General features: G+C 69.8%; 21 protein-coding genes. 8 read left to right on the top strand and 13 right to left on the bottom strand.

Annotated features, from left to right (window positions below; all coding sequences use genetic code 11):
• Both P409_RS04770 and P409_RS04765 read left to right on the top strand, forming a co-directional pair.
• A partial coding sequence (locus tag P409_RS04770; protein ID WP_034832375.1) for an SLC13 family permease occupies positions 1-1308 on the top strand: 1308 nt, incomplete at its 5' end.
• 12 nt (positions 1309-1320) lie between these two features.
• Positions 1321-2490 carry a glycerate kinase family protein gene (locus P409_RS04765; protein ID WP_034832372.1) on the top strand — a complete coding sequence of 390 codons (1170 nt, stop codon included), beginning with the start codon at positions 1321-1323 and terminating at the stop codon, positions 2488-2490.
• 16 nt (positions 2491-2506) lie between these two features.
• Here the strand turns inward: P409_RS04765 and P409_RS38690 are convergent, their stop codons facing one another.
• From P409_RS38690 to P409_RS04735, 6 genes are all read right to left on the bottom strand, one after another.
• Positions 2507-2782: a helix-turn-helix domain-containing protein gene (locus tag P409_RS38690; RefSeq protein ID WP_034832370.1), complete on the bottom strand. Its 276-nt coding sequence runs from the start codon at positions 2780-2782 to the stop codon at positions 2507-2509.
• A 61-nt stretch (positions 2783-2843) separates the two neighbouring features.
• Positions 2844-4139 carry a histidine-type phosphatase gene (locus P409_RS37760; RefSeq protein ID WP_052120033.1) on the bottom strand — a complete coding sequence of 432 codons (1296 nt, stop codon included), beginning with the start codon at positions 4137-4139 and terminating at the stop codon, positions 2844-2846.
• Positions 4085-4996 carry an inositol monophosphatase family protein gene (locus P409_RS04750; RefSeq protein ID WP_152613238.1) on the bottom strand — a complete coding sequence of 304 codons (912 nt, stop codon included), beginning with the start codon at positions 4994-4996 and terminating at the stop codon, positions 4085-4087. The genes P409_RS37760 and P409_RS04750 overlap by 55 nt, the downstream gene beginning before the upstream one ends.
• On the bottom strand, positions 4993-6120 hold the full coding sequence (locus P409_RS04745; protein ID WP_238578593.1) for an ABC transporter ATP-binding protein: 1128 nt from the start codon (positions 6118-6120) through the stop codon (positions 4993-4995). The genes P409_RS04750 and P409_RS04745 overlap by 4 nt, the downstream gene beginning before the upstream one ends.
• The gene (locus tag P409_RS04740) at positions 6117-8327 is read right to left on the bottom strand and encodes an ABC transporter permease (protein ID WP_238578592.1); all 2211 of its coding nucleotides are present in this window, start codon (positions 8325-8327) and stop codon (positions 6117-6119) included. Before P409_RS04740 ends, P409_RS04745 begins: the two co-directional genes overlap by 4 nt.
• A 1-nt stretch (position 8328) precedes the next feature.
• On the bottom strand, positions 8329-9372 hold the full coding sequence (locus P409_RS04735) for an ABC transporter substrate-binding protein (protein ID WP_034832367.1): 1044 nt from the start codon (positions 9370-9372) through the stop codon (positions 8329-8331).
• A 300-nt stretch (positions 9373-9672) separates the two neighbouring features.
• Between P409_RS04735 and P409_RS04730 the strand changes: the two genes are divergently transcribed.
• From P409_RS04730 to P409_RS04720, 3 genes are all read left to right on the top strand, one after another.
• Positions 9673-10647, top strand: coding sequence for a LacI family DNA-binding transcriptional regulator (locus P409_RS04730; RefSeq protein ID WP_034832387.1), 975 nt, complete (start codon positions 9673-9675; stop codon positions 10645-10647).
• Positions 10648-10680: 33 nt separating this feature from the next.
• Positions 10681-11181, top strand: a complete 501-nt coding sequence (locus P409_RS04725; protein WP_034832364.1) for an NUDIX hydrolase — start codon at positions 10681-10683, stop codon at positions 11179-11181.
• 218 nt (positions 11182-11399) lie between these two features.
• Positions 11400-12218, top strand: coding sequence for a class I SAM-dependent methyltransferase (locus P409_RS04720; RefSeq protein ID WP_034832360.1), 819 nt, complete (start codon positions 11400-11402; stop codon positions 12216-12218).
• Positions 12219-12424: 206 nt separating this feature from the next.
• On the opposite strand, the gene P409_RS04715 is transcribed toward P409_RS04720, so the two are convergent.
• The gene (locus P409_RS04715) at positions 12425-12940 is read right to left on the bottom strand and encodes an NUDIX hydrolase (protein WP_193366474.1); all 516 of its coding nucleotides are present in this window, start codon (positions 12938-12940) and stop codon (positions 12425-12427) included.
• Between the two features lie 330 nt (positions 12941-13270).
• Here P409_RS04715 and P409_RS04710 point away from each other — a divergent pair, with 330 nt between their 5' ends.
• The gene (locus P409_RS04710; protein WP_202964556.1) at positions 13271-14731 is read left to right on the top strand and encodes an ROK family transcriptional regulator; all 1461 of its coding nucleotides are present in this window, start codon (positions 13271-13273) and stop codon (positions 14729-14731) included.
• A 4-nt stretch (positions 14732-14735) separates the two neighbouring features.
• Here the strand turns inward: P409_RS04710 and P409_RS04705 are convergent, their stop codons facing one another.
• The 6 genes from P409_RS04705 to P409_RS04680 form a co-directional block, all read right to left on the bottom strand.
• A complete protein-coding gene (locus P409_RS04705) occupies positions 14736-15746 on the bottom strand; it encodes an SIS domain-containing protein (protein ID WP_034832357.1) in 1011 nt (336 codons plus the stop codon).
• A 33-nt stretch (positions 15747-15779) separates the two neighbouring features.
• Positions 15780-16661, bottom strand: a complete 882-nt coding sequence (locus P409_RS04700) for an ABC transporter substrate-binding protein (RefSeq protein ID WP_034832354.1) — start codon at positions 16659-16661, stop codon at positions 15780-15782.
• Positions 16662-16716: 55 nt separating this feature from the next.
• Positions 16717-17505: an amino acid ABC transporter ATP-binding protein gene (locus tag P409_RS04695; RefSeq protein ID WP_034832352.1), complete on the bottom strand. Its 789-nt coding sequence runs from the start codon at positions 17503-17505 to the stop codon at positions 16717-16719.
• The gene (locus P409_RS04690; RefSeq protein WP_052120030.1) at positions 17505-18398 is read right to left on the bottom strand and encodes an amino acid ABC transporter permease; all 894 of its coding nucleotides are present in this window, start codon (positions 18396-18398) and stop codon (positions 17505-17507) included. The genes P409_RS04695 and P409_RS04690 overlap by 1 nt, the downstream gene beginning before the upstream one ends.
• Positions 18395-19357, bottom strand: coding sequence for an N-acetylglucosamine kinase (locus tag P409_RS04685; RefSeq protein WP_202964555.1), 963 nt, complete (start codon positions 19355-19357; stop codon positions 18395-18397). Before P409_RS04685 ends, P409_RS04690 begins: the two co-directional genes overlap by 4 nt.
• A gap of 365 nt (positions 19358-19722) precedes the next feature.
• Complete coding sequence (locus tag P409_RS04680; protein WP_034832350.1) at positions 19723-21084, bottom strand: sensor histidine kinase; 1362 nt, start codon at positions 21082-21084, stop codon at positions 19723-19725.
• A 368-nt stretch (positions 21085-21452) separates the two neighbouring features.
• On the opposite strand from P409_RS04680, the gene P409_RS41160 reads away from it, so the two are divergent.
• Entirely contained in the window at positions 21453-21581 is a 129-nt protein-coding gene (locus P409_RS41160; RefSeq protein ID WP_274519143.1) for a hypothetical protein, read from the top strand.
• Between the two features lie 162 nt (positions 21582-21743).
• Positions 21744-22620, top strand: an 877-nt coding sequence (locus P409_RS04670; protein WP_238578591.1) for an efflux RND transporter periplasmic adaptor subunit, incomplete at its 3' end; no start/stop codon positions are given.

Raw genomic sequence — 22620 nt, 5'->3', positions numbered from 1 at the left:
CCGGAGGCGCGGCGCGCGCTGATCGTCCTGCTGCTGGCACTGGTCGGCTGGACCCTGACGGCGCTGGACGACACCTTCGTCGCGGTCGCCGCCGCCCTGGCCATGACGCTGCTCGTCACCGGGCGGCCCGAGGCCCTGTTCGCCCCCCTCGGCACCCAGTTGATCTGGCTGCTGCTCGCCTCCTTCCTGCTGGCGGCGGCGTTCCGGTCGACCGGCGCCGCCGACCGTCTGATCGCCCTGGCCGCGGCGCGGTTGCGCTCGGTCCGTGCCCTCGCCTACGCCCTGGCCGCCATCACCTTCGCCACGGCCTTCATCGTCCCCTCGACCTCCGGCCGGGCCGCGATGCTGGTCCCGGCCTATGCGGCGATCGCCCCGCATTGCGGCAGCCGCGGGATGCGGACTGCCTTCGCCCTGCTGTTCCCGACCGCGATCCTGCTGTCCGCCGTAGCATCCCCGCTCGGCGCCGGGGCGCATCTGCTCGCCATCGGCATGACGCAGCAACTGACGGGCCAGGCCGTCGGTTATCTCGAATGGGTTGCGTTCGGGCTGCCCTTCGCGGCGCTCAGCGCCCTCCTGTCGACCGAGGCGATCCTGCGGCTGTTCCTGACGCCCGAACAGCGTGGCGCGCGGCTGGAGCTGCCGCCGGCCGAGGCCGGCGGCACGCCGCTCCGCAAGCAGCCGGTTCTCTGGATCGCAGGCGCGGTGGTCGTGGGCTGGCTGGCCGAGCCGCTGCACCGGGTCGACCCCACCATCGTGGCGCTGCTGGGCGCCCTGGCCGCCTTCTGCCCCGGCCTCGGGGCTCCCTCTTTCCGCGACGCGCTGCGCCAGGCCGATCTCGGCCTGCTGCTGTTCCTGGCCGCCACGATCTGCCTGGCCGACGGCCTTGCCGCCTCCGGCCTGCATGAATGGCTGGTCGCGACCATGTTCCGGCCGCTGCAGCGGGGCGGGCTGCCGATCCCGGCGGTGCTGGCGCTGGTGACGGTGCTGGGGCTGCTGGCGCATCTTGTCATCCACAGCCGGACTGCGCGGGTGACGATCCTGCTGCCGCCCGTGCTGATCCTGGCACAGTCGGCCGGAATCAACCCGATCGTGGCGATGCTGGCCACGGTCGCGGCGACAGGCTTCTGCCAGACCCTGATGATCAGCGCCAAGCCGGTGGCGCTGTTCGGCCGCCTGGACGAGCAGGGCTACGGCGCCGGTGACCTCGCCCGGCTCAGCGCCGTGCTTCTGCCGCTGCACTTCCTGCTGATTCTGCTGTTCGCGACCATAGGTTGGCCCGCCATCGGGTCGCTGCTGGGCACCGGGTAGGAGGAGCGAACCATGCCGAGGAAACCCGCGAAGCGGCGCCTCCATGTCCTGATCGCCCCGTCCGGCTTCAAGGAGGGGCTCGGCGTCCGCGAGGTGGCGGACGCCATGGCCTGCGGCGTCCGCCGGGCCATGCCGCGCGCCAAGATCGCGCGGCTGCCGATGATCGACGGCGGCGAGGGCTTCACCCGGATGATGGTCGAACTCACCGCCGGCGAGCTGCATCCGGTCACCGTGACCGGTCCGGTGGGCCAGGTCGTCGAGGCCGGGATCGGCTTCCTGGGCGGGCGGCGGAAGCGGGTCGCGGTGATCGAAATGGCGGCCGCGGCCGGGCTGCGCCTGGTGCCGAAGGACCTGCGCGACCCGACGCTGACGACCAGCCAGGGTGTCGGCGAGCTGATCCGGGCGGCGCTGGATCTCGGAGCCGAGCGCATCCTGCTCGGCTGCGGTGATTCCGGCATCAATGACGCCGGGATGGGCATGGCCCAGGCCCTGGGGGTCCGCCTGCTGGATGCGTCGGGACGGCGGATCGCCGGCACCGGCGCGGCTTTGGCCTCACTCGACCGCATCGACCTGTCCCATCGCGACCCGCGCCTGGACCAGATGCGCATCGACGTCGCGGTCAATCCTTGCAACATGCTGCTCGGAAAGCGGGGTGTGGCCCGTGTGTTCGGGCCGCAGAAGGGCGCGACGCCGCGGCAGGTGGCGCTGCTGGAACGTGGGCTCGAGGTCTTCGCCCGGATCGTCCGCCGCGACCTGGGCGTCGAGGTCGCGACGCTGACCGGCGGCGGCGCCTCCGGCGGGCTGGGCGCCGGCCTGCATGCGTTTCTTGGTGCCCGGCTGCATCCACGCTTCGACCTGATCCTGCGCTACATCGACCTGGACCGGCACCTGGCCAAGGCCGATCTGGTGATGACCGCGGAGGGCGGCATCGACGGCCAGACCTGCTTCGGCAAGGTGCCGGCCGAGATCGCGGTTCGCGCCAAGCGGCACAAGCTGCCGGTCGTGGCCCTGGCCGGGACCGTCGGCCTCGGCGCCGAATCGACCCGCGAGGTCGGCATCGACGCGGTGTTCAGCATCCTCAAGCGGCCCTGCTCGCTGGAGGATGCGATCCAGGACACCGGCATCCTGCTGGCCGATGCGGCGGAACAGACAGTCCGCCTGATGCTGGCCGCCCGTCTGTAGCCGCGTGGCTTAGGCGTCATGCCGGGCGGGCCGAGGCCGGGCGGCCGGTCCGAGGCCGGTCGAACAGCCCCCAGATGCGCTGCCGGGCGAAGCGCCTGCGCCAGCGCCCGATGCAGTGCTCCTCGAGCCGAAGCTGCGCGGAGATCGAACGGTTGCTGAGCCCGTCCGCGGCGAGCAGGACGATCGCGGCCCGCTTCGCCACGGCCTGTTCGCCCGTCCCGCCGGCGATCCGGTCCAGGAGGCTGCGCTCATCGTCCGTCAGGATGATGGGGTCGGCCTTTCCGTGCGGCATCCGATGCAGTGGGCTGGGGTGGCGGAAACGGCCCGGCCGGAATCCGACCGGGCCGGACCGGTCAATGGTAGGTCTGCGGCGCCGTCGCGGTCGGATCCAGGGCGGCGGAGACGATCTTCGCGAAGGTCTCGATCGGGCAGGCACCATCCGGACGCTGACCGTCGCAGCCGGGCAGGCTGACCGGGACGAATTCCGGCGGATTGGCATCGTCGAGCACCGCGGCGGCGCGGATCTGGTCCAGCCGCGGGGTCAGGAACCCGACGCGGACGAAGTGTTGGCCGGTCGCCTTGTCCAGCAGACGCTCGAACACCAGGCCACCGCTCGGCGGCGTCTCGTCCTTCAGGTAGCTGTCGAGCGTCCAGTGGGCGTCGAGCATGCCGCCGATCTCGGCGATCTGGGTGTCGCTGCCGACGAACAGAGTCAGCTTGGCGTCGGGCGGGCCACCGGCGGTGTCGACACCGGGCACCGAGGCGCCTTCGGCCAGGCCGATCAGGAGCTGGTTCAGGATGTTGGAGGCGCCCCGCCGGGCAATGTAGGGAACGCGCTCGAAATACTCGTATTTGATCTGCCGCATGGCCGAGAGGCGGATCACGTCGTCGGCCGACTTGATCTGCCCCCAGGCCAGCTGGTCCGGCGGCAGGCCGTTGGCGTATTCCAGCAGGAACACCTGGGCGATGGTCGAGGCCTCGCCGATCGGGCCTTCCAGAGACAGGTTGCGGCCGTCGCTCTTCGGCGCGATCTCCCACGGCCGGTCGGCGAAATCGCAGCCCTTGGCGCCGCAGCCGAGGATGCCGCTCAACTCCCGGTACAGCGGCGCCAGGCGCCGCTTCGGCCCATCGAAGCTGCCGCCCATCGCCGCCAGGATCGCCGCCCTGCCCTTCTCCGGGTCCAGGCGGCCGACATCCGTGTCGGAGGCGGTGAACAGCGGGTCGGCGCCCTTGGCGTCGCCATGGCCGACGGCCAGGCCGCAACCGGGGAACATGGCCGCCAGGAGGGCATTGCCGGTGTCGACGGTGCGCTGCAGCTGGCTGCTGGCCCAGGCGAAAACCTCGCCCGGCTTCGGGCATTCCGGCGCGCTCAGCAGGCCGCGGGAGGCGAGCATCCGCCCCTCCCAGGCGCCGAGCCGGCCGACCGCCTCGGCGCCGTGCGGCGTCAGCATGCCGTCGGCGACCTCCCATGCCGGCCAGGGCTTGGCGGCGAAAGGCGCGATCGCCTTGCTGCTGGTCGGCGGCCGCACGCCGTGCCGCATCAGCACCACCGCCTTGTCGAGCACCAAGTCCCCGGCCGCCATGGCCGGAGAAATCAGGAACGTCGCCAGCAGGATGCCGGCGACGGCGGAAAGCCGTCTCGATGCCATGGTCGCTCCTCCCCTTTGTGGTGATGCCGCCGTTGGGCCGGCGGCCGGCCTAGCCCGCCAGAGCCGCGGGTTGTTCGATCGGCGCCTCCAGGCCTCGGGTCATCGCCGCCAGCCGGTCGCTGAGAGCCGGGGTGCAGGCGAGCAGCAGGTTGCCGCGGGCAGAGCCCGTCATCCGCCAGGAAGTCGTTGGTCCAGCCGCCGGCCTCGCGCACCAGGAGGATCCCGGCGAGCGCGTCCCAGGCGTTGATGTGCAGCTCGGCATAGCCGTCGTTCAGGCCGCAGGCGACCTCGGCCAGGCCGAGCGCGCCGGAGCCGTGGCGGCGGAACTCGAGGCCGGCCTCGGTCAGGCGCTGCAGCAGGGTGCAGTAGGCCGCGAGCGGCCGGCGCTCGGACCAGCCGACCTCGACCAGCGGCGCCGCGCCATGCGCCAGGCCGCTGACCCGGATCGGCCTGCCGTTCAGCGTGGCGCCCTGGCCGCGCCGGGCGACGAACAGCCGGTCGTCGGCGGGGGCGTAGAGGATGCCGATCTCGATCTCGCCGTCCTGGACATAGGCCAGCGACACGCACCAGCGGCCGGAGCCGTGGATGTAGCCGGCGGTGCCGTCGATCGGATCGACCACCCAGACGCGGTCGGCCGCCTCGCCGCCGTATTCCTCGCCGATCACGGCGTCGCCGAAGCGCCGGCCGATCTCGGCGCGGACCAGCTGCTCCACCGCCCGGTCGGCCTCGGTGCAGAAATCGATCGCGCTCTTGGCCTCGATCGGCGCCAGGGTGCGGCGCATGCCCAGCGCCAGGGCGCCGGCGCGCAGGGCCAGGTCCAGGCCGAAGGCCTGGCGTTCGTCCAGATCCTGCGTCACGCCGCATCTCCCGCCGGCACCAGGGCGGCGCCGTCCGCCGGGATCGCGACGCCCACCGCCGCGCCGGAGGCGAAGGGCTCGCCGACATTGCCGTCGATGACGAAGGCCTCGGCCCCGATGTCCGGTAGCTCCACCTGATACTCCATATGGCTGCCGAGATAGGCGGCCTTGCGGATCGTGCCGGCCAGCTCGCCGGCCTGGGCCGTGCCGGCGCGCAGCCGGATCGATTGAGGCCGGACCGCAACCTCGACCGGACCGGGCGGCAGCTCGCGATGCGGCAGCGACAGGACGATGCCGCCGAGCTCGACCTGCGCCAGCGCCCCGTCGCGCCGCCGCAGCGTCGCCGGCAGCAGGTTGGCGTTGCCGATGAAGTCGGCGATGAAGCGGTTCGCCGGCCGCTCATACAGGTCGCGCGGCGTGCCGTCCTGGACGATCCGGGCCGAATGCATCACCACGATGCGGTCGGAGACGGCCAGCGCCTCCTCCTGGTCGTGAGTGACATAGACGACGGTCAGGCCGAGCGACTGCTGCAGGCTGCGGATGTCCTCGCGCACCCGGCGCCGCAGCTTGGCGTCCAGGTTGGACAGCGGCTCGTCGAACAGCAGCACCTTCGGCTCCAGCACGATGGCGCGGGCCACGGCGACCCGCTGCTGCTGGCCGCCCGACAGCTCGCTGGGCAGCCGCCGCTCGAAGCCGGACAGGCCGACGGCCGCCAGCTTCTCCGCCGCCATCGCCTCGGCCCTGGCCTGCGGGATGCCGGAGGCGCGCAGCCCGTAGCAGACGTTCTGCATTACCGTCATGTGCGGGAACAGCGCGTAGGACTGGAACACCATGCTGACGTCGCGCTCCGCGGCGGAGCGGTGGGTGACGTCCTCGCCGTCGATCAGGATCCGGCCCTCGGTCGCCAGCTCCAGCCCGGCGACCAGGCGCAGCGTCGTGGTCTTGCCGCAGCCGGACGGGCCCAGCAGGGTGACCAGCGTGCCGCGCTGGATGCTGAAGCCGACGCGATCGACCGCGGTCACCGGACCGTAGCGCTTGCTGACGGCACGGAACTCGACCGCCGGAAGACCGCCCGCGACGCGGGCTCCTGCGGCGTGGTCGACCAGATTGAGGTTGCTTGTCACGCCTGCACCACGGATTGACGGTTAGGGGTTGCCGGGACGGTTGCCGCCCGGCGGCCGATCCGCCGTTCGCCGACCAGGGCCTGGATCGCCATCAGCGCCAGCACCATGATCGTGATCAGCACGGCGGAATAGACGATCGCCAGCCCGTATTCGCCGAACTCGGCCCGGCCGACGATGTAGACGGTGGCGAGGTTGAACTCGCCGCTGACCAGGAAGATCACCGCGCTGACGCTGGTGATCGCCCGGACGAAGGCATAGACCAGCGAGGTCGCGATCGCCGGCCGCAGGATCGGCAGGATCACCCGCCGCAGCGTGGTGGCCGACCGCGCGCCCAGCGTCAGCGACGCCTCATCCAGGCTGCGGTCGATCTGGCTGAGATTGGCCAGCCCGGCGCGGATGCCGACCGGCATGTTCCGGAACACGAAGGCGATGATCATGATCATCGCCGTGCCGGTCAGCTCGATCGGGCCGCTGTTGAAGGCCAGGATGTAGCTGATGCCGATCACCGTGCCGGGGATGGCGAAGCTCATCATGGTCAGGAACTCGAAGGCGCCGCGGCCGGCGAAGCTCTGCCGGTTCAGGAGATAGGCGGTCAGGATCCCCAGCGCCGCGGTCGGCACCATGGCCAGCAGCGCGACCTCCAGCGTGGTGATCAGCGAATTCCAGGCCGAACCCGCCAGGTACCAGCCATGGTCGCTGTCGCCGATGGCGAAGGCGGTCAGGAAATGCTTCAGCGTCAGGCTGTTGTCGCTGCCGATGGCGCTGACGAAGCCGCCGACCATGATGATGCCGTAGACCGCGACGGTCAGCGCGATCCAGGGCAGCACGACCGTGTAGCACAGGATGCGCAGCGGCTTGGGCAGCGGGCCCGGCAGCCCGGCATCGCCTTTGCCGGCGACGGTGACGTAGCTTCTCCGTCCGATCCACAGCCGCTGCAGCAGGAAGGCGGACAGGCTGAAGGTCAGCAGCACGATCGCCAGCACCGCGGCCTGGCCCTGGTCCTGCGCCGCGCCGACCACGGCGAAGTACACGCTGGTCGACAGCACGCGGAAATTGCCGCCGATCATCATCGGGTTGCCGAAATCCGCCAGGCTCTCGATGAAGGCGATCAGGAAGGCGTTGGCCAGGCCCGGCCGGATCAGCGGCCAAGTGACGTGGCGGAAGGTGCGCCACGGGCCGCTGCGGAGGGTCTGCGACGCCTCCTCCATGCTCGGGCTGACGCCCTGCAGCACGCCCAGCAGCACCAGGTAGGAGATCGGGGTGAAGGCCAGCAGCTGGGCGATGGTCAGGCCCGGCATGCCGTAGAGCCAGCGGCTGCGCGGCAGGTGGAACCAGTCGTTCAGCAGTGCCGTGACCATGCCAGCACGGCCGAACAGCAGGATCAGCGCCAGGCCGATGACGAAGGGCGGCGTGATGACGGGCAGCACGGCCAGCACCTTGAACAGGCGCGGGAACGGGAAGCGGGTGCGCTGGGCCACCAGCGCGAAGGCGAGGCCCAGGAGCGTGCTGAGCACCCCGACCAGCGTGGCCTGGGCCAGCGAGTTCCAGGCCACGCCGCAGCTGCGCCCGCCGGACAGGCAGGCCAGACCCCAGATCGAGGAATCGGCCAGCTTGTCGGCGAACATCGGCAGATCGACCTGCCCCTGATTGTCCTTGAACGCCGACAGGAGGACGCACAGCACCGGGTAGCCGACGAAGATCAGGATCGAGCCGCAGACTGTGACCAGGGCACCGACGGTGAAGGCGTCGCCCTTGCACCAGCCCTGCCGGGCCAAGCCATGCGCGGCCAAGAGCGCCATCGCCACCAGGTAGCCGAGGGCCCCCCAGCCGAGCGCCGGCTGTGCCGCGGCCCAGCCGGACAGGCTGCCGAGATCGACGATCGCCCAGCCCTGCCGGTCGATGGCGAAACCCTGCAGCAGGGCCCAGACGACGCCCGCCGCCCCGGCCCAGACCATGAGACGCGGCTGCCGCCGCAGCTCGGCCAGGCTGGCCAGCAGCAGCGGCAGCATCAGGCCGAAGAGCCAGGGGCTGCCGCGAGCGGCCTCGACCACCGCCGGCGCCCCGCCCTCGGTCAGGGCCTGGACCAGCCCACCCTCGATGCCGTACCAGGGCAGGACCAGAATCGACGCCCAGCCGAGCAGCAGGCATAGCCGCGCGCCGGACAGCCGCGCCGTGGCGGCCCCTTTCCGCAATCCCGTCGCCGTCACGTCAGCCGCCGTTCTTCACGTCCTTGGTCCAGCGCGACAGCAGCCGCGTCCGCTCGGCCGAGGAGCCGTATTTCTCGAAATCGTAGTGGATCAGCTTGATGTTGCTGGTGTCCGGGGATTCCGGCGGCACCGCGGAGGCGGTGTTGGACGGCACCTGGAAGCTGCCGTTCTTCGCGGCGATCGCCTGCGCCTCCGGCGTCAGCGCCCAGTCGTAGAACTTCTTCGCCTCCTCCATATGGCGGGCGCCCTTGATCAGGCTCATCGACCCGATCTCGTAGCCGGTGCCTTCGCAGGGCGAGACCACCTTCACCGCCGGCGACTGCTTGGCGGCGTTGATCAGATCGTGCTGGAAGGCGATGCCGACGATGGTCTCGCCGCGGCCCACGGCCTGGGCCGGCGCCGCGCCGGCGCTGGTGTACTGGTCGATGTTCTTGTTCAGGCCGACGAGGTACTCGAACGCCTTGTCCTCGCCCATCAGCTGCACGATGGTCGCCAGCATGGTCCAGGCGGTGCCCGAGGAGTTCGGGTCGGCCATCTGGACCTCGCCCTCGAACTCCGGTTTCAGCAGGTCGGACCAGCAGGCCGGGGCCGCCAGGTTGCGGTCCTTCAGCTCCTGCTCGTTGTAGCCGAAGCCGAGCACGCCGAGATACAGCCCGACGGTGCGGTCGCCGGAGCGCTTGGCTTGGTCCTGTGCCCAGTCCCGCAACTGGCCCAGCGCGGGCGACTTGTAAGGCTCGGTCAGCCCGTCAGCCGCCGCCTGCAGATGCGGGTCGCCGGTGCCGCCATACCAGATGTCGCCACGCGGATTCTCCTTCTCGGCCCGCAGGCGGGCAAAGATCTCGCCGGCGCTCTGCCGCGTCATATCGACATGGATGCCGGTCTTCTCCTGGAAGGCGCTGGCCGCGGCCCGGCACCATTCCTCGTTCACGCCGCAATAGACCACCACCGAGCCCTCGGCCTGGGCGGGCGCGGAGCGCAGCGCCATGCCGGCGACCAGCGCGATCGCCGCGCAGGACAGGGCAGCCGTCTTCGATGTCGTGGGCATTGTCATTCCTCCCCAGCATTCTTGATTGCAACCGCGTGCAAATGCTGTGCGATCGATCCTGCTCCGTCAATGACAAATTTGTGACACGGCTCGATGCCTGCATTTGTCGAGACAAGACCGATCATACCAACGGTCAAGCGTCAGCTGCACAGATCCGTTTGCACATGGTTGCAAACAGCCTATGATCGAAGCATTGATTGAAGGAGCAGACCCGGCATGCCCGGCCGCGACAGCACGCCACCGGACTCTCCGCCACAGGAGGAGGATCTCGCCTCCCGGCGCTTCGTCGGCGCCCGCGCCGTGGCCGAGCTGGCCGGGGTGTCGCGCTCCGCCGTGTCCCGCACCTTCACCCCGGGCGCCAGCGTGTCGGAGGAGACGCGGCAGCGCGTCCTGGCCGCGGCCGAGGCGCTGGGCTACCACGTCAACCATCTGGCCCGCGGCGTGTCGCGGCAGGAGACGGGGATCGTCTGCCTGGTGGTGGCGGACGTCGACGCCGCCCAGCCGTCGCGCCTCACCCGCGCGATCACCGAAAAGCTGCAGGAGGCCGGAAAGGTGGCCGTGCTGCTCTGCGTCGGCGGCCCTTTGGATGATGTCGCGACGACATTGCGCCGCGCTCTCAACTACCGCGCCGACGCCACCATCGTGATGTCGGGGACGCCGGCCCAGTCGATCGTGCGCGAATGCCTGGACAACGGGCAGCGGCTGATCCTGATCAGCCGCGACGACCGGCTCGTCGGCCCGGACAACATCCTGCTCGACAATGCGGGCGCGGCGCGCCAGGCACTGGGCCTGTTCCTGCGCGCCGGCTGCCGCCGCCCGGCCGTGGTCACGACCGAGCTCGGCACCCCCAGCCTGTCGGCCCGCGCCGACGCGTTCGTAGACGCCGCCCGCGCGGTCGGCCTGGAGCCAGCCGTGGTCCGGCTGGGTCAGATGACCAGCTATGACAACGGCGTCGGTGCCGCCCACCGGCTGTTCACTGCGGCGGAGCGGCCCGATGCGGTGTTCTGCGTCAATGACGCGACCGCCTTCGGTCTGATCGACGCGGCCCGGCACGAATTCGGCCTGCGCGTGCCGGAGGACGTGTCGGTGATCGGTTTCGACAACGTCATGCAGGCGGGCTGGATGTCGTACCAGCTGACCACCTTCGATCATCCGGTGGACGACATCGCCCGCCATGCCGTCGATCTGGCATCGGGAAGCCGCGCCGCCCGGGCGACCCCGGCCCGGATCAAGCTCACAGCTCCGCTGATATGGCGGCGCACGGTCAGGATTTGATGATGGTTCTGGCGTCGACGGCGGGCCTGGCCGATGGGTGAGAGGATCAAGCCAAAGGCGCCCCGCCGCCAGTATGGCGCATTGCCCTATCGCTTCCGGGCAGACGGATCTCTTGAGATCCTTCTCGTCACCACGCGGCGGACGGGGCGCTGGATCGTCCCGAAGGGATGGAAGATCAAGGGCAAGAAGCCCGCCAGGTCGGCCGCACAGGAGGCCTTCGAGGAGGCTGGCGTCCGGGGTACCGTTTCTGACAAGCCGATCGGCAGCTTCGTCTACGACAAATGGCTGGACGGCGACGGCGTCGCCGCCCCTTGCGAGGTCCGGGTGTTCGCCCTTCTGGTCGAGCGCCAGGAGGACACCTGGCGGGAGCGCCGGGAGCGGGAGGCTCGGTGGGTGACGCCGAAGACCGCGCTACAGCTGGTCGAAGACGAAGGCCTGAGGGACCTGATCCGCACCTCGGTCGAGGGCTTGGCGACCGCGCCGGCGCGTCTGCCGCGGTCCGGACTTCCGGCCGCAGAAATACCGGCGACATAGCGGAGCCTCTCACATCCGCCCGGCACCATATTTCTAGCCGGCCGAAGAGATCGGCTCGTCTGCGCCGGAAGCGGACTCTGCACCGGCGTCTCCAAACCGGACACGGCCGACTTCGCCCTCGAGTCGCTCACCCAAGGGCGAAGGTCCGCTGCCGCCCCCGAGATTGCCACCCGCCCGGCTGGCGCATAGGCTCGCCCGCAACGGCTGAGCGAGGCTCTATGAGCGACAACGACCACGGCAGCGCGCCATCCGCGACCGCAGGCATGGCCAAGCAGTACGGCGACAGCCGGAAGCTCGCGGCGCGGGCGCGACTGCATCGGGAAGACACAGTGGCCGAGACATCGTGGTTCGCCTGGGTGGCGCAGCAGCTACCCTTCAGGGCCGGCGACCATGTGCTCGACATCGGCTGCGGCCCGGGCTGGTTCTGGGCCTCCGTGGCGGACAGGCTGCCGGACCAGCTTGCTCTGACCCTGGCCGATCAGTCGCCTGGCATGGTCGAGGAGGCGACGAGCCGGTGCCGAACTCTGCCGTTCGGTTCGGTCTCGGGCCGGCAAGCGGACGCAGCGGCCCTGCCTTTCGACGACGGCAGCTTCGATGCCGTCGTCGCGATGCACATGTTGTATCACGTGACCGACCCGGCCGTCGGCATCGTGGAGATGGCCCGCGTGCTCAAGCCCGGCGGTGTCCTGGCAGTCACCACCAACGGCGCCGGCAACATGCGCGAGCTGTACGAGCTGACGACGGTGTTCGGGGGCACCCCGTCCGAGCCGATGGCCAGGATCTTCGGTTTCGACACGGCGGAGCGGCTGATGCGGTCGCAATTCGGCAACGTGGCTTGGTCCCGGTATCCGGCGAGCCTCCGGATCAACGATCCCGAGGATGTGTTCCTGGCGCTGACGTCCTTTCCGCCAGGCGAGACCGCCAGCGAGCTTCAGCAGAAGTCCTTCCGGGACGCCATCGACCGCGCCTTCGCGCAAGCGGGCGGCGTGCTGGAGGTCCGGACGGAGATGGGGCTGTTCCTCAGCCAGAAGACTTGACCAGGGTGGGACCGCGCAGACCGTCTCGCCCGTGCCAGAACCGGTCATCGGCGCGGCTTCTCCATACCGCGCACCGACCTAGCGCCCAAAAGGCTCCTGCAACCGGTCATCGAACTCGGCTCCCCGAAGCGAACATACCGCCTCTCCACATTGAGCAGCCGGGAACGCCGAAATTCTTGGGCACCGCAACCGACAGGCAGCCTGAATCAGGACCAGAGCTCGAACGGCTCCCTGATGTCCTCGCCGGCCAGGAACGCGGCCAGCAACTCAGGCAGCCGGCCCGGATAGAACCGCTCTCGGCTGTGCACAATGTCGGCGACCGGCCACCATCGGAATCCGAAGTAATCCTCCCGCTCGTAATCGAGCCGGTTGGACTCGTCGATAAGCAAGCCGCTGCCGTCCAGCCGCACGGCTACCACGACTTCGTCCTGCAGATGGCGTGTCCGCCGGTGAATGAAGCTGGCCCGCCGCTGCCAGTTCGCCGGACCAACCTGGTCCGGCGCGACTATGAATCCGGTCTCCTCGCGCAGCTCGCGAACTCCAGCGTCGAGATACGTCTCACCGGGATCGATGCCACCACCGGGCAGCTCCCACCAAGGCTCGAGTTCGGGACGCTCCGGATCGCGAGTGTGAAACAACAGAACGCGCTGGCTTCCATCAAGCACGACCAGACGAACTGCGCTACGCTCGATGATGGGAAGGTCCTTGGGGAGTTCGATCATCGGCCACCCATTTCAGACGCTTCTATGCATTCAGCGCGAATGCCGTCCAGTAGCGTCTCCCCATTCCCTTCTTCAAGCTTGCTTGTTCGGCCTGACGGCAAAGGTTGGCTGGCGGAACTCAAGCCAATGTGCCCGACGCGTCGGGCCCGCGCGTCGAGCGGATCTGTCGGGCGGGGTGGTGAAACATCTGCTCCAGCGAGATCCGGACGTCCGCCGCTCCGTCCGCGGTGACCGCTTGTCACCCTCCCCTGCTGGCGCCACCAGGTAAGGGTGGGCCAGAAGCCGACGTGGCCGCGAGTTCCTGAGACTGGACATCGCCGGAGGCCACGGATGCGGGCCTTCTCGGCTAACCTGGGTTGCGGAACGTGCCCGGAACCGGCCGTCTCGACCGGCACCTCAAGAGGACATGACGGTCACGGACACGGACCGGAGGGAGTCGGTGACACAAGGCCGGATCAACCAGGAAAGCGGCGACCGAGAAGTCGCCCGCAAAACCGGCGGTTCAGGTTTCGAAGCCGCTGCGCTTGCCCTATCATCGGCCGGTTCCTCCGCCACTGCGTGTCGATGCCGAATCCGCCGAAAGCCCTCCCGGTCGCCGGGCCGCCGCCAGCCCTCACCGAAAGCGCCCGCGCGGTCCTGCGGACCGTGTCGACCTCCGGCCCGATCACCCGGCCGCAGCTGGGCGCGTTGCTCGCCTTCTCGAAACCGACCATGTCGGCCGCGGTCGGCGAGCTCGAAGCGCATGGGTTGGTGGCGTCGCGCGGCACGGTCAAGGGGCCGACGGGCCGGACCGCCGTCACCTATGGCCTCGGGCCCCAGGCCGGCATCGTCGTCGGCATCGATGCGGGCACGACCCATACCCATGCGATCGCGGCCGGGTTGGACGGGCGGCCGATCGCGGAGGCCGACATGCCCTCGTCGGAAATCGACGGCGCGGTGGAGCAGGTGCTGGATCGCGTCCGCCGGGACGGGCCGCTGCGGGCGATCGCCGTGGCGGTGCCGACCATCGTCTCCTCCGCCCTGGCGCCGCGAGGCCGGGGCAAGGACCTTCCGGCCATCGCGCGGAGCCTGCACCGCCGCTTCCGCGTGCCGATCCTGCTGGAGAACAACGTCAACTGCGCCGCGCTGGCGGAGCTGCGGGAGGGGACGGCCCAAGGGCGCGCGTCGTTCATCTACCTGCAGGTCGGCATCAAGATCGGGCTCGGCATCGTCATCGATGGCCGATTGTTCCGCGGCTTCAACGGCGCGGCCGGCGAGGTCGGCCGCCTACCCTTCCCCTGGTCGGCGACGGAAACGCCGCGGCTGGAGGCGCTGGAGGAATATCTGGGATCGGCCAGTCTGGTCGCCCGCTGCGCCCGCGATTGGCCATCCGGGGAGGGTGCGCCGCCACGCAGCGCCGAGGAGCTGTTCGCGCGGGCCGCGAGCTCGGCCCATGCGCGCGCCTGCATCGACCGGCATGCCGCCGATATCGGCCGGCTGGTCGCCGCCTGTGTCGGCGTGCTCGACCCAGGCCTCGCGGTGCTCGGCGGCGGCGTCGGCCAGAACGAGCTGATGGTGGAGCAGATCGCCCGGACGGTCGCCGAGCTGACCTGGCCAACCGAGATCGCCGTCAGCCGGCTGACCCGGAAAGCCACGGTGCTCGGTGCCGTCGGGCTTGCGGCGGATTACAGCCTCGGCACGCTGCTGGGAGAGGACCGGCGCCCGGCCGTCTCGCTGCTGCCCGAAGCCGATGGGGCGGAGGAGCCGCGGCCCGCCCGTCGCCCGGCCCGGGCGGCAAGCGGGCAGCGCTGACCGGTCAGGCCGCCTTCAAAGGCAGCTTGGTGTCGGTCTGCCGGTAGCGGAAGTTGCAGACCGGCAGGCCGGCGGCCTCGGCCAGGTCGGCGATCAGCAGCTGCGCCGGGATCGCCTGCAGGATCGCGCCCGGCAGCCCGGTTCCGGGGACCCGGATCACCACCAGGTTCGTCGCATCGGTCACGTCGCCGCGCGTGGTGATCAGCACCGACGGAATGCCGAAGCCGGCCAGATCCCGCGCCAGCGTCACCTCCCGCCCGTCGCCGAACAGGATCACGCCGCTGCGCGCGTCGTTCGGTTCCATCGGACCGTGCAGGAAGTTCAGCGTATCCCATCCCTGCGCCGCGACGCGCGCCGCCTCGCGGATCAGCAGCGCGGTGTAGCCCGCAGTGCCGAAGGCGATGCCGGAGCCGACGCAGTCGATAGCGGTGCGGCCGGCCAGCAGGGCCGACGCCTTCACCACCGGCCCGACCACGGCGGCAAGGACGTCCTCGGCCGCTGCCGGCAGCGCGGCCCAGTCGGCGCCCGAAGGCCGGCCGGCCCCGTCCGCCAGCAGGCCGATCGCCTGCAGCGCGCAGACATAGCTGGTGGTGTTCGGGCCGCTGTCCGGGCCGCTGGCCGTCGCGATCATGGTCCGGGCGACCTCGCCCAGCGGCGTTTCGGCGGTCTTGGCGATGCCGAAGGTCGCGGCCTGCGGCCGGATCCGGAGCGCCTGGGCCGGCTCGACGCTGCGGCCAGAGGCGGAGATCGCGACATAGGCATCGGCCGCATCGACCGCCGGGTCGTAGAGGTCGGTGCCGGGCAGCGCGAAGGCCCGGATGCCCTGGCCGCGCATCGCGGCGGCGCCGGCCTCGGCCGCATAGAGGCTGGCGCCGATGCCGACCAGGGCGACGGTGCCCCGCTGCAACGGCGCCAGATCCGCCCGCTCCAGCATCGCGGCCACGGCCTGCCGGCTCGCCTCCAGCGCCTTCGGCTGCAGGGCGATGCCGTCGCGGTAACTGACTCTGTCTGTCATGGGTCTGGTCCGTTGCAGTCGGGGATAGGTGGCTCAGTCGAGCTTCATGTAATCGGCCCAGCGGGCCGCATCGTTGACGGTGATGGTGGTGACGGCGTTCTGGCTGAGGCCCCACTTGGCGAAGATCTTCCCGTAGGCGCCGTCATCGATCATCTTCTGCAGCGTCGCCTTGATCGCGTCGCGCAGCTCGGGGTTGTTCTTGCCGACCAGGATGCCCTGGTAGCCGACCGCGTATTTGGCGGTGTCGACCAGCTCCAGCTTCTTGCCGGTCTGCGGCTGGTGGGCGAGCGTGTAGGCGGCGACGCCGACGGTATCGAGCGAGACGTCGAGACGCCCGCTGCGCATCGCCACCTTGGCCTGGTCGTTCGACGGGAACTGCAGCACCTCCAGCGGCCTATCGGCCGGGCACAGCCCCTTCTGCTTGTCGAGCAGCTGCAGCGGAATCGAGCCCTGCACCGCGCCGGCACGCAGGCCGCAGATGTCGCTGATCTTCTTGATGTTGTGGGGATTCCCCTCGAGCACGATCAGCCCGGTGCCTTCGAGCGTGTAGTCGATGATGTCGAGGATCTTCTCGCGCTCGATGAAATCGCCGAAGGCCGAGATGCCGAGATCGAAGCGGCCGGCCTGGATCGCCGGGATGATGCTGGCGAACTGGGCGGGGGAGAAGGTGAATTTGACCCCCAACCGAGCCGCCATCTCGGCGGCGAGATCCTGTTCCAGCCCGATCAGGGTCGTGTTGTCGGTGTCATAGAAATCATAGGGCGGCTGCTGCGGGTCGGTGCCCACCCGGATCTCGCCCGCCTGCCGGATGGCTTCGGGCAGCATGGCTCGCAGCGCCGGGTCGACCTCCGCCGCCTGCGCCGCGCCGGCACCAAGGATTGCGGCGGCCATCAGAACGAAGAGCTTGCTCGTCATTGTCTCACTCCCTGTTTGCATTGCACGGTTTGCATCGATCCCGTCGGCGGGCCGGTCAGCGGACCCGCCGCAGGAACGCCTGGGTGCGCTGGTGCCGGGGCTGGTCCAGCACCTCGGCGGCCGTTCCCTCCTCCACCACCACGCCCTGGTCCATGAAGATCACCCGGTCCGCGACCTCGCGGGCGAAGCCCAGCTCATGGGTGACGACCAGCATCGTCATGCCCTCGGCGGCCAGGCGCCTCATCACCGCCAGCACCTCCCCGACCAGCTCCGGGTCGAGGGCCGAGGTCGGCTCGTCGAACAGCATCAGCTTCGGCCGCATGGCCAGCGCCCGGGCGATCGCCACCCGCTGCTGCTGGCCTCCCGACAGCTGCTGCGGATAGGCCTGGGCCTTGTCGCCGAGATCGACCATCTCCAGCAGCGCCCGGGCACGGGCGACGACATCCGCCCGCGGCTCGCCGCGGATCAGCACCGGCGCCTGGACGATGTTCTCCAGCACGTCGAGATGCGGGAACAGGTTGAAGCGCTGGAACACCATGCCGACGTCGCGGCGCTGGCGCGCCAGTTCGGAAGCTTTCAGCTCGTAGAGGCGGTCGCCCTGGCGGCGGTAGCCGATCAGCTCGCCATCGACCAGGATCTCACCGCCGCTGACCTTCTCCAGATGGTTGATGCAGCGCAGGAAGGTCGACTTGCCGCTGCCGGACGGGCCCAGCATGCAGGCGACCTCACCCTTGCGGATGGTCAGGTCGATGCCCGACAGAACCTGCAGGCTGTCGAACGCCTTCCGCACGCCGATCGCCTCGACCATCGGCCGCGGCGCGGATGTCTGTCCGGCCGCGCCCATCAGCCCTGCCTCCCCGCCGCGCCGAGGATCCGCCAGGCCTTCGACGGCGCGCGATCACTTCGGCCCAGGCGTCGCTCGATCCAGGACTGGCCAAGCGAGGCGGCCGTGGTCAGCACCAGATACCAGATGCTGGCGACGATCAGCAGCTCGATGATCAGGAAGTTCTTGGCGTAGATGTTCTGGACCCGCGTCAGCAGGTCCTGCGCCGCCACGACCGAGACCAGCGAGGTGGTCTTCAGCATCGAGATGGTCTGATTGCCGATCGGCGGGATGATGACGCGCAGCGCCTGCGGCAGCACGATCCGGGTCAGGGTCTGGAACGGGGTGTAGCCCAGCGCCGTCGCCGCCTCGCCCTGTCCCTTGTCGACGGCCAGGAGGCCGCCGCGCACGATCTCCGCGACATAGGCGGATTCGTTCAGGCTGAGCGCCAGCAGAGCGGCCGTGAACGCCGAGATCAGGGTGTTGGTCTCGACATGCAGCGGCCCGACCTCGATAGCCGGGATGAACAGCTGGATGTTGAACCAGAAGATGATCTGCACCAGCAGCGGCGTGCCGCGGAAGAACCAGATGTAGAAGCCTGCGAAACCCGACAGGATCGGGTTCGACGCCAGGCGCATCATCGCCAGCACGATGCCGGCCAGAATGCTGATCGCCATGGCGAGAACGGTGAAGACCAGCGTCAACCTGACGCCGTCCAGAATCGTCGGATCGAAAAGATAGGTCCCGATCGCGTTCCATTGAACGTTCCGGCTGCTGGCGACCAGGGCGGCGAAGCCCAGGACGATCGCCATCAGCAGTGCGGCGCCGAACCGCTGGCCCCAGTATCGCGCCGGGACGATCCGCAGCCCCGGCGAAGTCGGCGTGCGCCCGGCGGGGGCGTCGGTGACAGTCATCGCATCCTCCGGTCGGCGGCCAGGACCATTCGTGCGGTTGCCGGCCGCGGCAGCTGCGGCGGGAGATCGCCTCGGATCAGGGCTTCGGCGAGCCGGACCGCGCCAAAGGCCGGCGGGATGGTCAGCAGCGTCACCGTCCAGCCCGGCACCTGCTCGGCCACCGCGGACTCGAAGGCCCGCATCAGCAGCGGCTGGCTGGTAATGACCCCTCCGCCCGCGACCACGCAGCCGCCCGTCGCCCCACGGTCCACCAGCCGCCGGACCAGGAGAGCCAAAGCTTGACCGCCGGCCTCGATCACGCTCCGGGCGATTTCCGACCCGCCCTCGGCGGCGGCAAAGAGGGCGGGCGCGTGGCGGCCGATTCCGGCGGCACTGCCCTCGGCCGCCAGGGTCTTGCCGAGCCGCACCGGGTCATCGATGTCGAGGATGCCGAGCAGCATCTGCGCCAGCGGATCCATGGCCTCGCCCCGGTCCAGCGCGGCTCGCACCGCCCGCGCGGCGTCACGCACCAGGCCGCTGGCACTGCCTTCGTCGCCGAGGAACCATCCCCAGCCGCCGGCCGTCAGCATGGTGCCGTCGGGGAGGCGGGCGACAGCGATCGAGCCCGTACCGGCAATGACGGAGATCCCCATCGCATGGCCGGCCGCCGGCAGCAGCAGCTCGGAATCATTGAGGACAAGAACCGAGCCGCCTGTGCGGGCTGCAATCAGCTCCTGGAATGCCTGGCATTGGTCGGTGCTGTCGCAGCCATGCGCACCGACCACGATGGCGGCCGGCTCGGCGCCGCCCACCGCTTCGCGGACCATGGAGACGAGCGCAGCCGCATCCTCCTCGGCGCGATGACTGCGCCACTTTCTGGTCATGTCGGTCCGGTTGGTCAGCGTGATGCCGTCCCGCGCGGTGACCAGCTGCGTCTTGGTTCCGCCGATATCAATGCCGGCAACGATCTCGCCTGCCACGATGTTTCCCACGATTCCGATCAACATAAGTTAGTTAATCTAACTAACTTATGTTGGCAACCGCTTTCAGTTGGTCGAGCAGGCAGTCGCGATGCCATATACGGTCACCCGTGTAGTGGCCCCAAACCGGACACGACGTCGAGCCAAAGGATCCTGCCGTCGCTGGCTAGATCAGCCTGACGAGGCGCACCCAAACCGGACAACAAAAACGGCTCAGATAGCGGACATGTCGGCTTTGGCCGGGATCTTGATGCAGCGCAGGATGACATTGCAGGTCAGCGGAGAACCGGGACGACCTGAGGACAGCACACGACAGAGGCCTGCTCGCGACGTTATCGGTACATCTGTGCGGCTGCGGAATTTGTCTAGCCAGTTCCGGTCCCGGTGCGGTGGCTCAAATCCAGATGGAACGACGCTCCGCCGCGGGGACCGTCGCGGACGATCGTTCGACCACCATGGGCCTGGGCGATTTCCGACACCAGGTTGAGCCCTAGCCCGGAGCCGGCGCCGCTACCGGCCAGGCGGTGGAACGGCTCGAAAATGCGCTCACGCTCCTCGCGGGGAATGCCCGGCCCCTCATCCTGAACGACGATGCTGCCGCCACGTTCCACCCGCACGACGATCATGCCGGCCTGGCCGCCATGCTGGATGGCGTTGTGGATCAGGTTGGCGATTGCACGCTCCAGCGCCGCGTTGTCGCCGTCGACGTCGACCCGCTCCTCCTCTGCCTCGACGACCAGGTCGTAGCCGGTGGCGATCGCCAGCGGCGCCAGATCCGCCGCGACCTTGCGGACCAAGGCCACCAGGTCCACGGCGGAGAACAGGCTGGTACGGCTGCGCAACCGCTCCAGGTCGAGCAGCTGATCGGCCATGAGCTCGAGCCTCAGGAGGTCCCGGCCGAGGCTCGCTTTGATGGGCTCGTCCCCGAAGGCTTCGAGCCTGAGCTTCAGGATCGCGATCGGCGTCCGCAACTCATGCGCGGCGCTGGCCAGGAAGCGGCGCTGCCGCTCATAGCCCGCGTCCAGGCGGGTCAGCGCCTCGTTCACGGCAGCCACCAGCGGCGTGATCTCGCGCGGCACCTGCTCGACCGGCAGCCGGTTCCCGCGCCGATCCGGATCGATGCGCGCTGCTGCGTTCGCTACGAGACCGAGATTCTTCAGCGCGGAACGGACGGTCAGCGGCACCGCGATCACCGTCCCGATGACCAGCGCCAGGGCCAGGTACAGAAAGTAGGCGCTGTCCGGATCCACGGCGGCGACGAGCATCGGCCAGAGACCCATGTCGATCGGGCCGGTGGCGACGAGCAGCCTGAGCCCATCCGGTGTGCTGATCGCCTGGAGCGAGCCGATGAATGTCCCGTCCGGCGCATTCAGCTCGGAATAGTTGACCCCGCCCTGCAGAGCCTCGGCGACCGACAGGATGCCGGAAGGGCCGGCGCCCTCGGCGATCGTCCGGGTGCCGTCGGTGATGCGAAACCAGAAGCCCGAGGCGATCCGTCGGCGGATCTCCTGCACGGCCGGGGAGTCCGACAGGCTCAGCCCTCCATCCCCGGCCCGTTCCACATTCTTTCCGAGAATGTCGGCGGCATAGACCGCACCGAAGGACTCGCGGTCCTGCTTCCCTGCCAGCAGCACGAATGTCGCGATCACCGCGAGCACGACCGCCACGATCTGCAGCACGGAGAGGCGCAGCACCAGCCGCCGTGTCAGGGATGGACGGCGAGTCATGCCAGCCTCCGCAAGATCAGTTCTCCTTCGACGGTCGCGCAGGTCCGGGCCGTCACCCCACTGAAGCGGGGAACGCACCTCGCCGCCAGCACAATGATCTATACCCCGGCTCATTCTTCACAGTCGCTGTCGCCGGCAATGCTGGCAGAACATCGCGTGCAATGTTCCGGCAATGCTCGGGGTGCATTGACTGCCGGGGATCGGGACATCTCCTGAAGGGGAATGTCGCGCCATGGCGTCGCCAGGGCGAACGGCGATCCGGCGGCAGAAGGTCGAGAGACATGGTCGATGAACGGTCGTCGATGCGTGCGGGGTCCATAGCGTCAGGCGAGCCTGTGACCGCGGCCGACCCCGTGGGGCGCACGGCGATGTCGCTGGCGATCCTGGGCGTGATCGGCGCCGTGCTGATCATGGCGTGGGGATCCCAGCGCCTGGCCGCGGCGCTGAAGCCCAGGGATACCCTGGCGGTCTGCGGCGCTTCCGTCAGCAGGCCGTGACAGCTGCCGAACATCCAGCCCTTTCAGGACCATCAGATCCAGCGCGATAGGCGCATCCCCTCGGCAGGCCGGAGCTCCCCGGCGAGTTCCGCCCGCTCGAAGAACCAAAGCGAAACAGACATGTCCGACAGCCGACCGCCAGACCCGGCGGAACGATCCGTGATGCAAGCCGCGCGGCGCCGCCCGCGGCCCTGGTTGACCGTGCTGTTCGGCCTGGGAGTGGCCGCCCTGGCGGCCACGGCCATCGTGATGACCGGCGCCGACGGCATCGGGTCGGCCATGGCGCCGGCCGGGCAGGCCCGGCCGGTGGTCTCGGTCGCCGTCGCCCGGCAGCGCCCGATCGAGCGGACGCTGTCGCTGACCGGCACGGTGATGCCGCGCGAGGAGATCGCGATCGGCACTGCCATCGAGGGCCAGCGCATCGCCGAGGTGCTGGTCGAGGAAGGCGACCGGGTCGCGGCCGGCCAGGTGATCCTGCGGCTGGAGACCGACCTCCTGACCGCCGCGCTGCACGACGCCGAGGCGGCGGTGCTGCGGGCGCAGGCCGGGCTGGCGCGCGATCAGGCGACGCAGGCCGAGGCCGCGGCCAGCTTCCGCCGCATCGAGCAGTTGCGCGGCTCCTCCGCCTTCAACCCGCAGGAATACGACAAGCGGCGTGCCGTCGCCGTCTCCTCCGACAAGATGCTGGAGGTATCGCGGGCCGAGGTGGCGCAGGCGCAGGCCAAGGCCGACGACGCCCGCACCCGGCTAGGCCGGGCCGAGATCCGGGCGCCGACCGCGGGCATCGTCTCCGAACGCGCCGCCCGGGTCGGCGCGCTCGCAGGCTCCGGGCCGCTGGTCAAGCTGATCCGCGAGGGGGAGGTCGAGCTCGAGGCCGAGGTACCCGAGGTCGACCTGCCGGCATTGGCGGCGGGCCAGCCGGCCCGGATCAGGGTCGCCGGCGTCGAGGCGGCGTTCGACGGCCGGGTGCGGCTGGTGGCCCGAAGGCCGACCGGGACAGCCGGCTGGGCCGGGCGCGCATCACGCTGCCGGTCGACCC

The organism is Inquilinus limosus MP06 (genome assembly GCF_000767795.1).
In the GTDB taxonomy this organism is placed as follows: Bacteria; Pseudomonadota; Alphaproteobacteria; order DSM-16000; family Inquilinaceae; genus Inquilinus; species Inquilinus limosus_E.
This window is presented reverse-complemented; position numbering and strand designations above follow the sequence as displayed.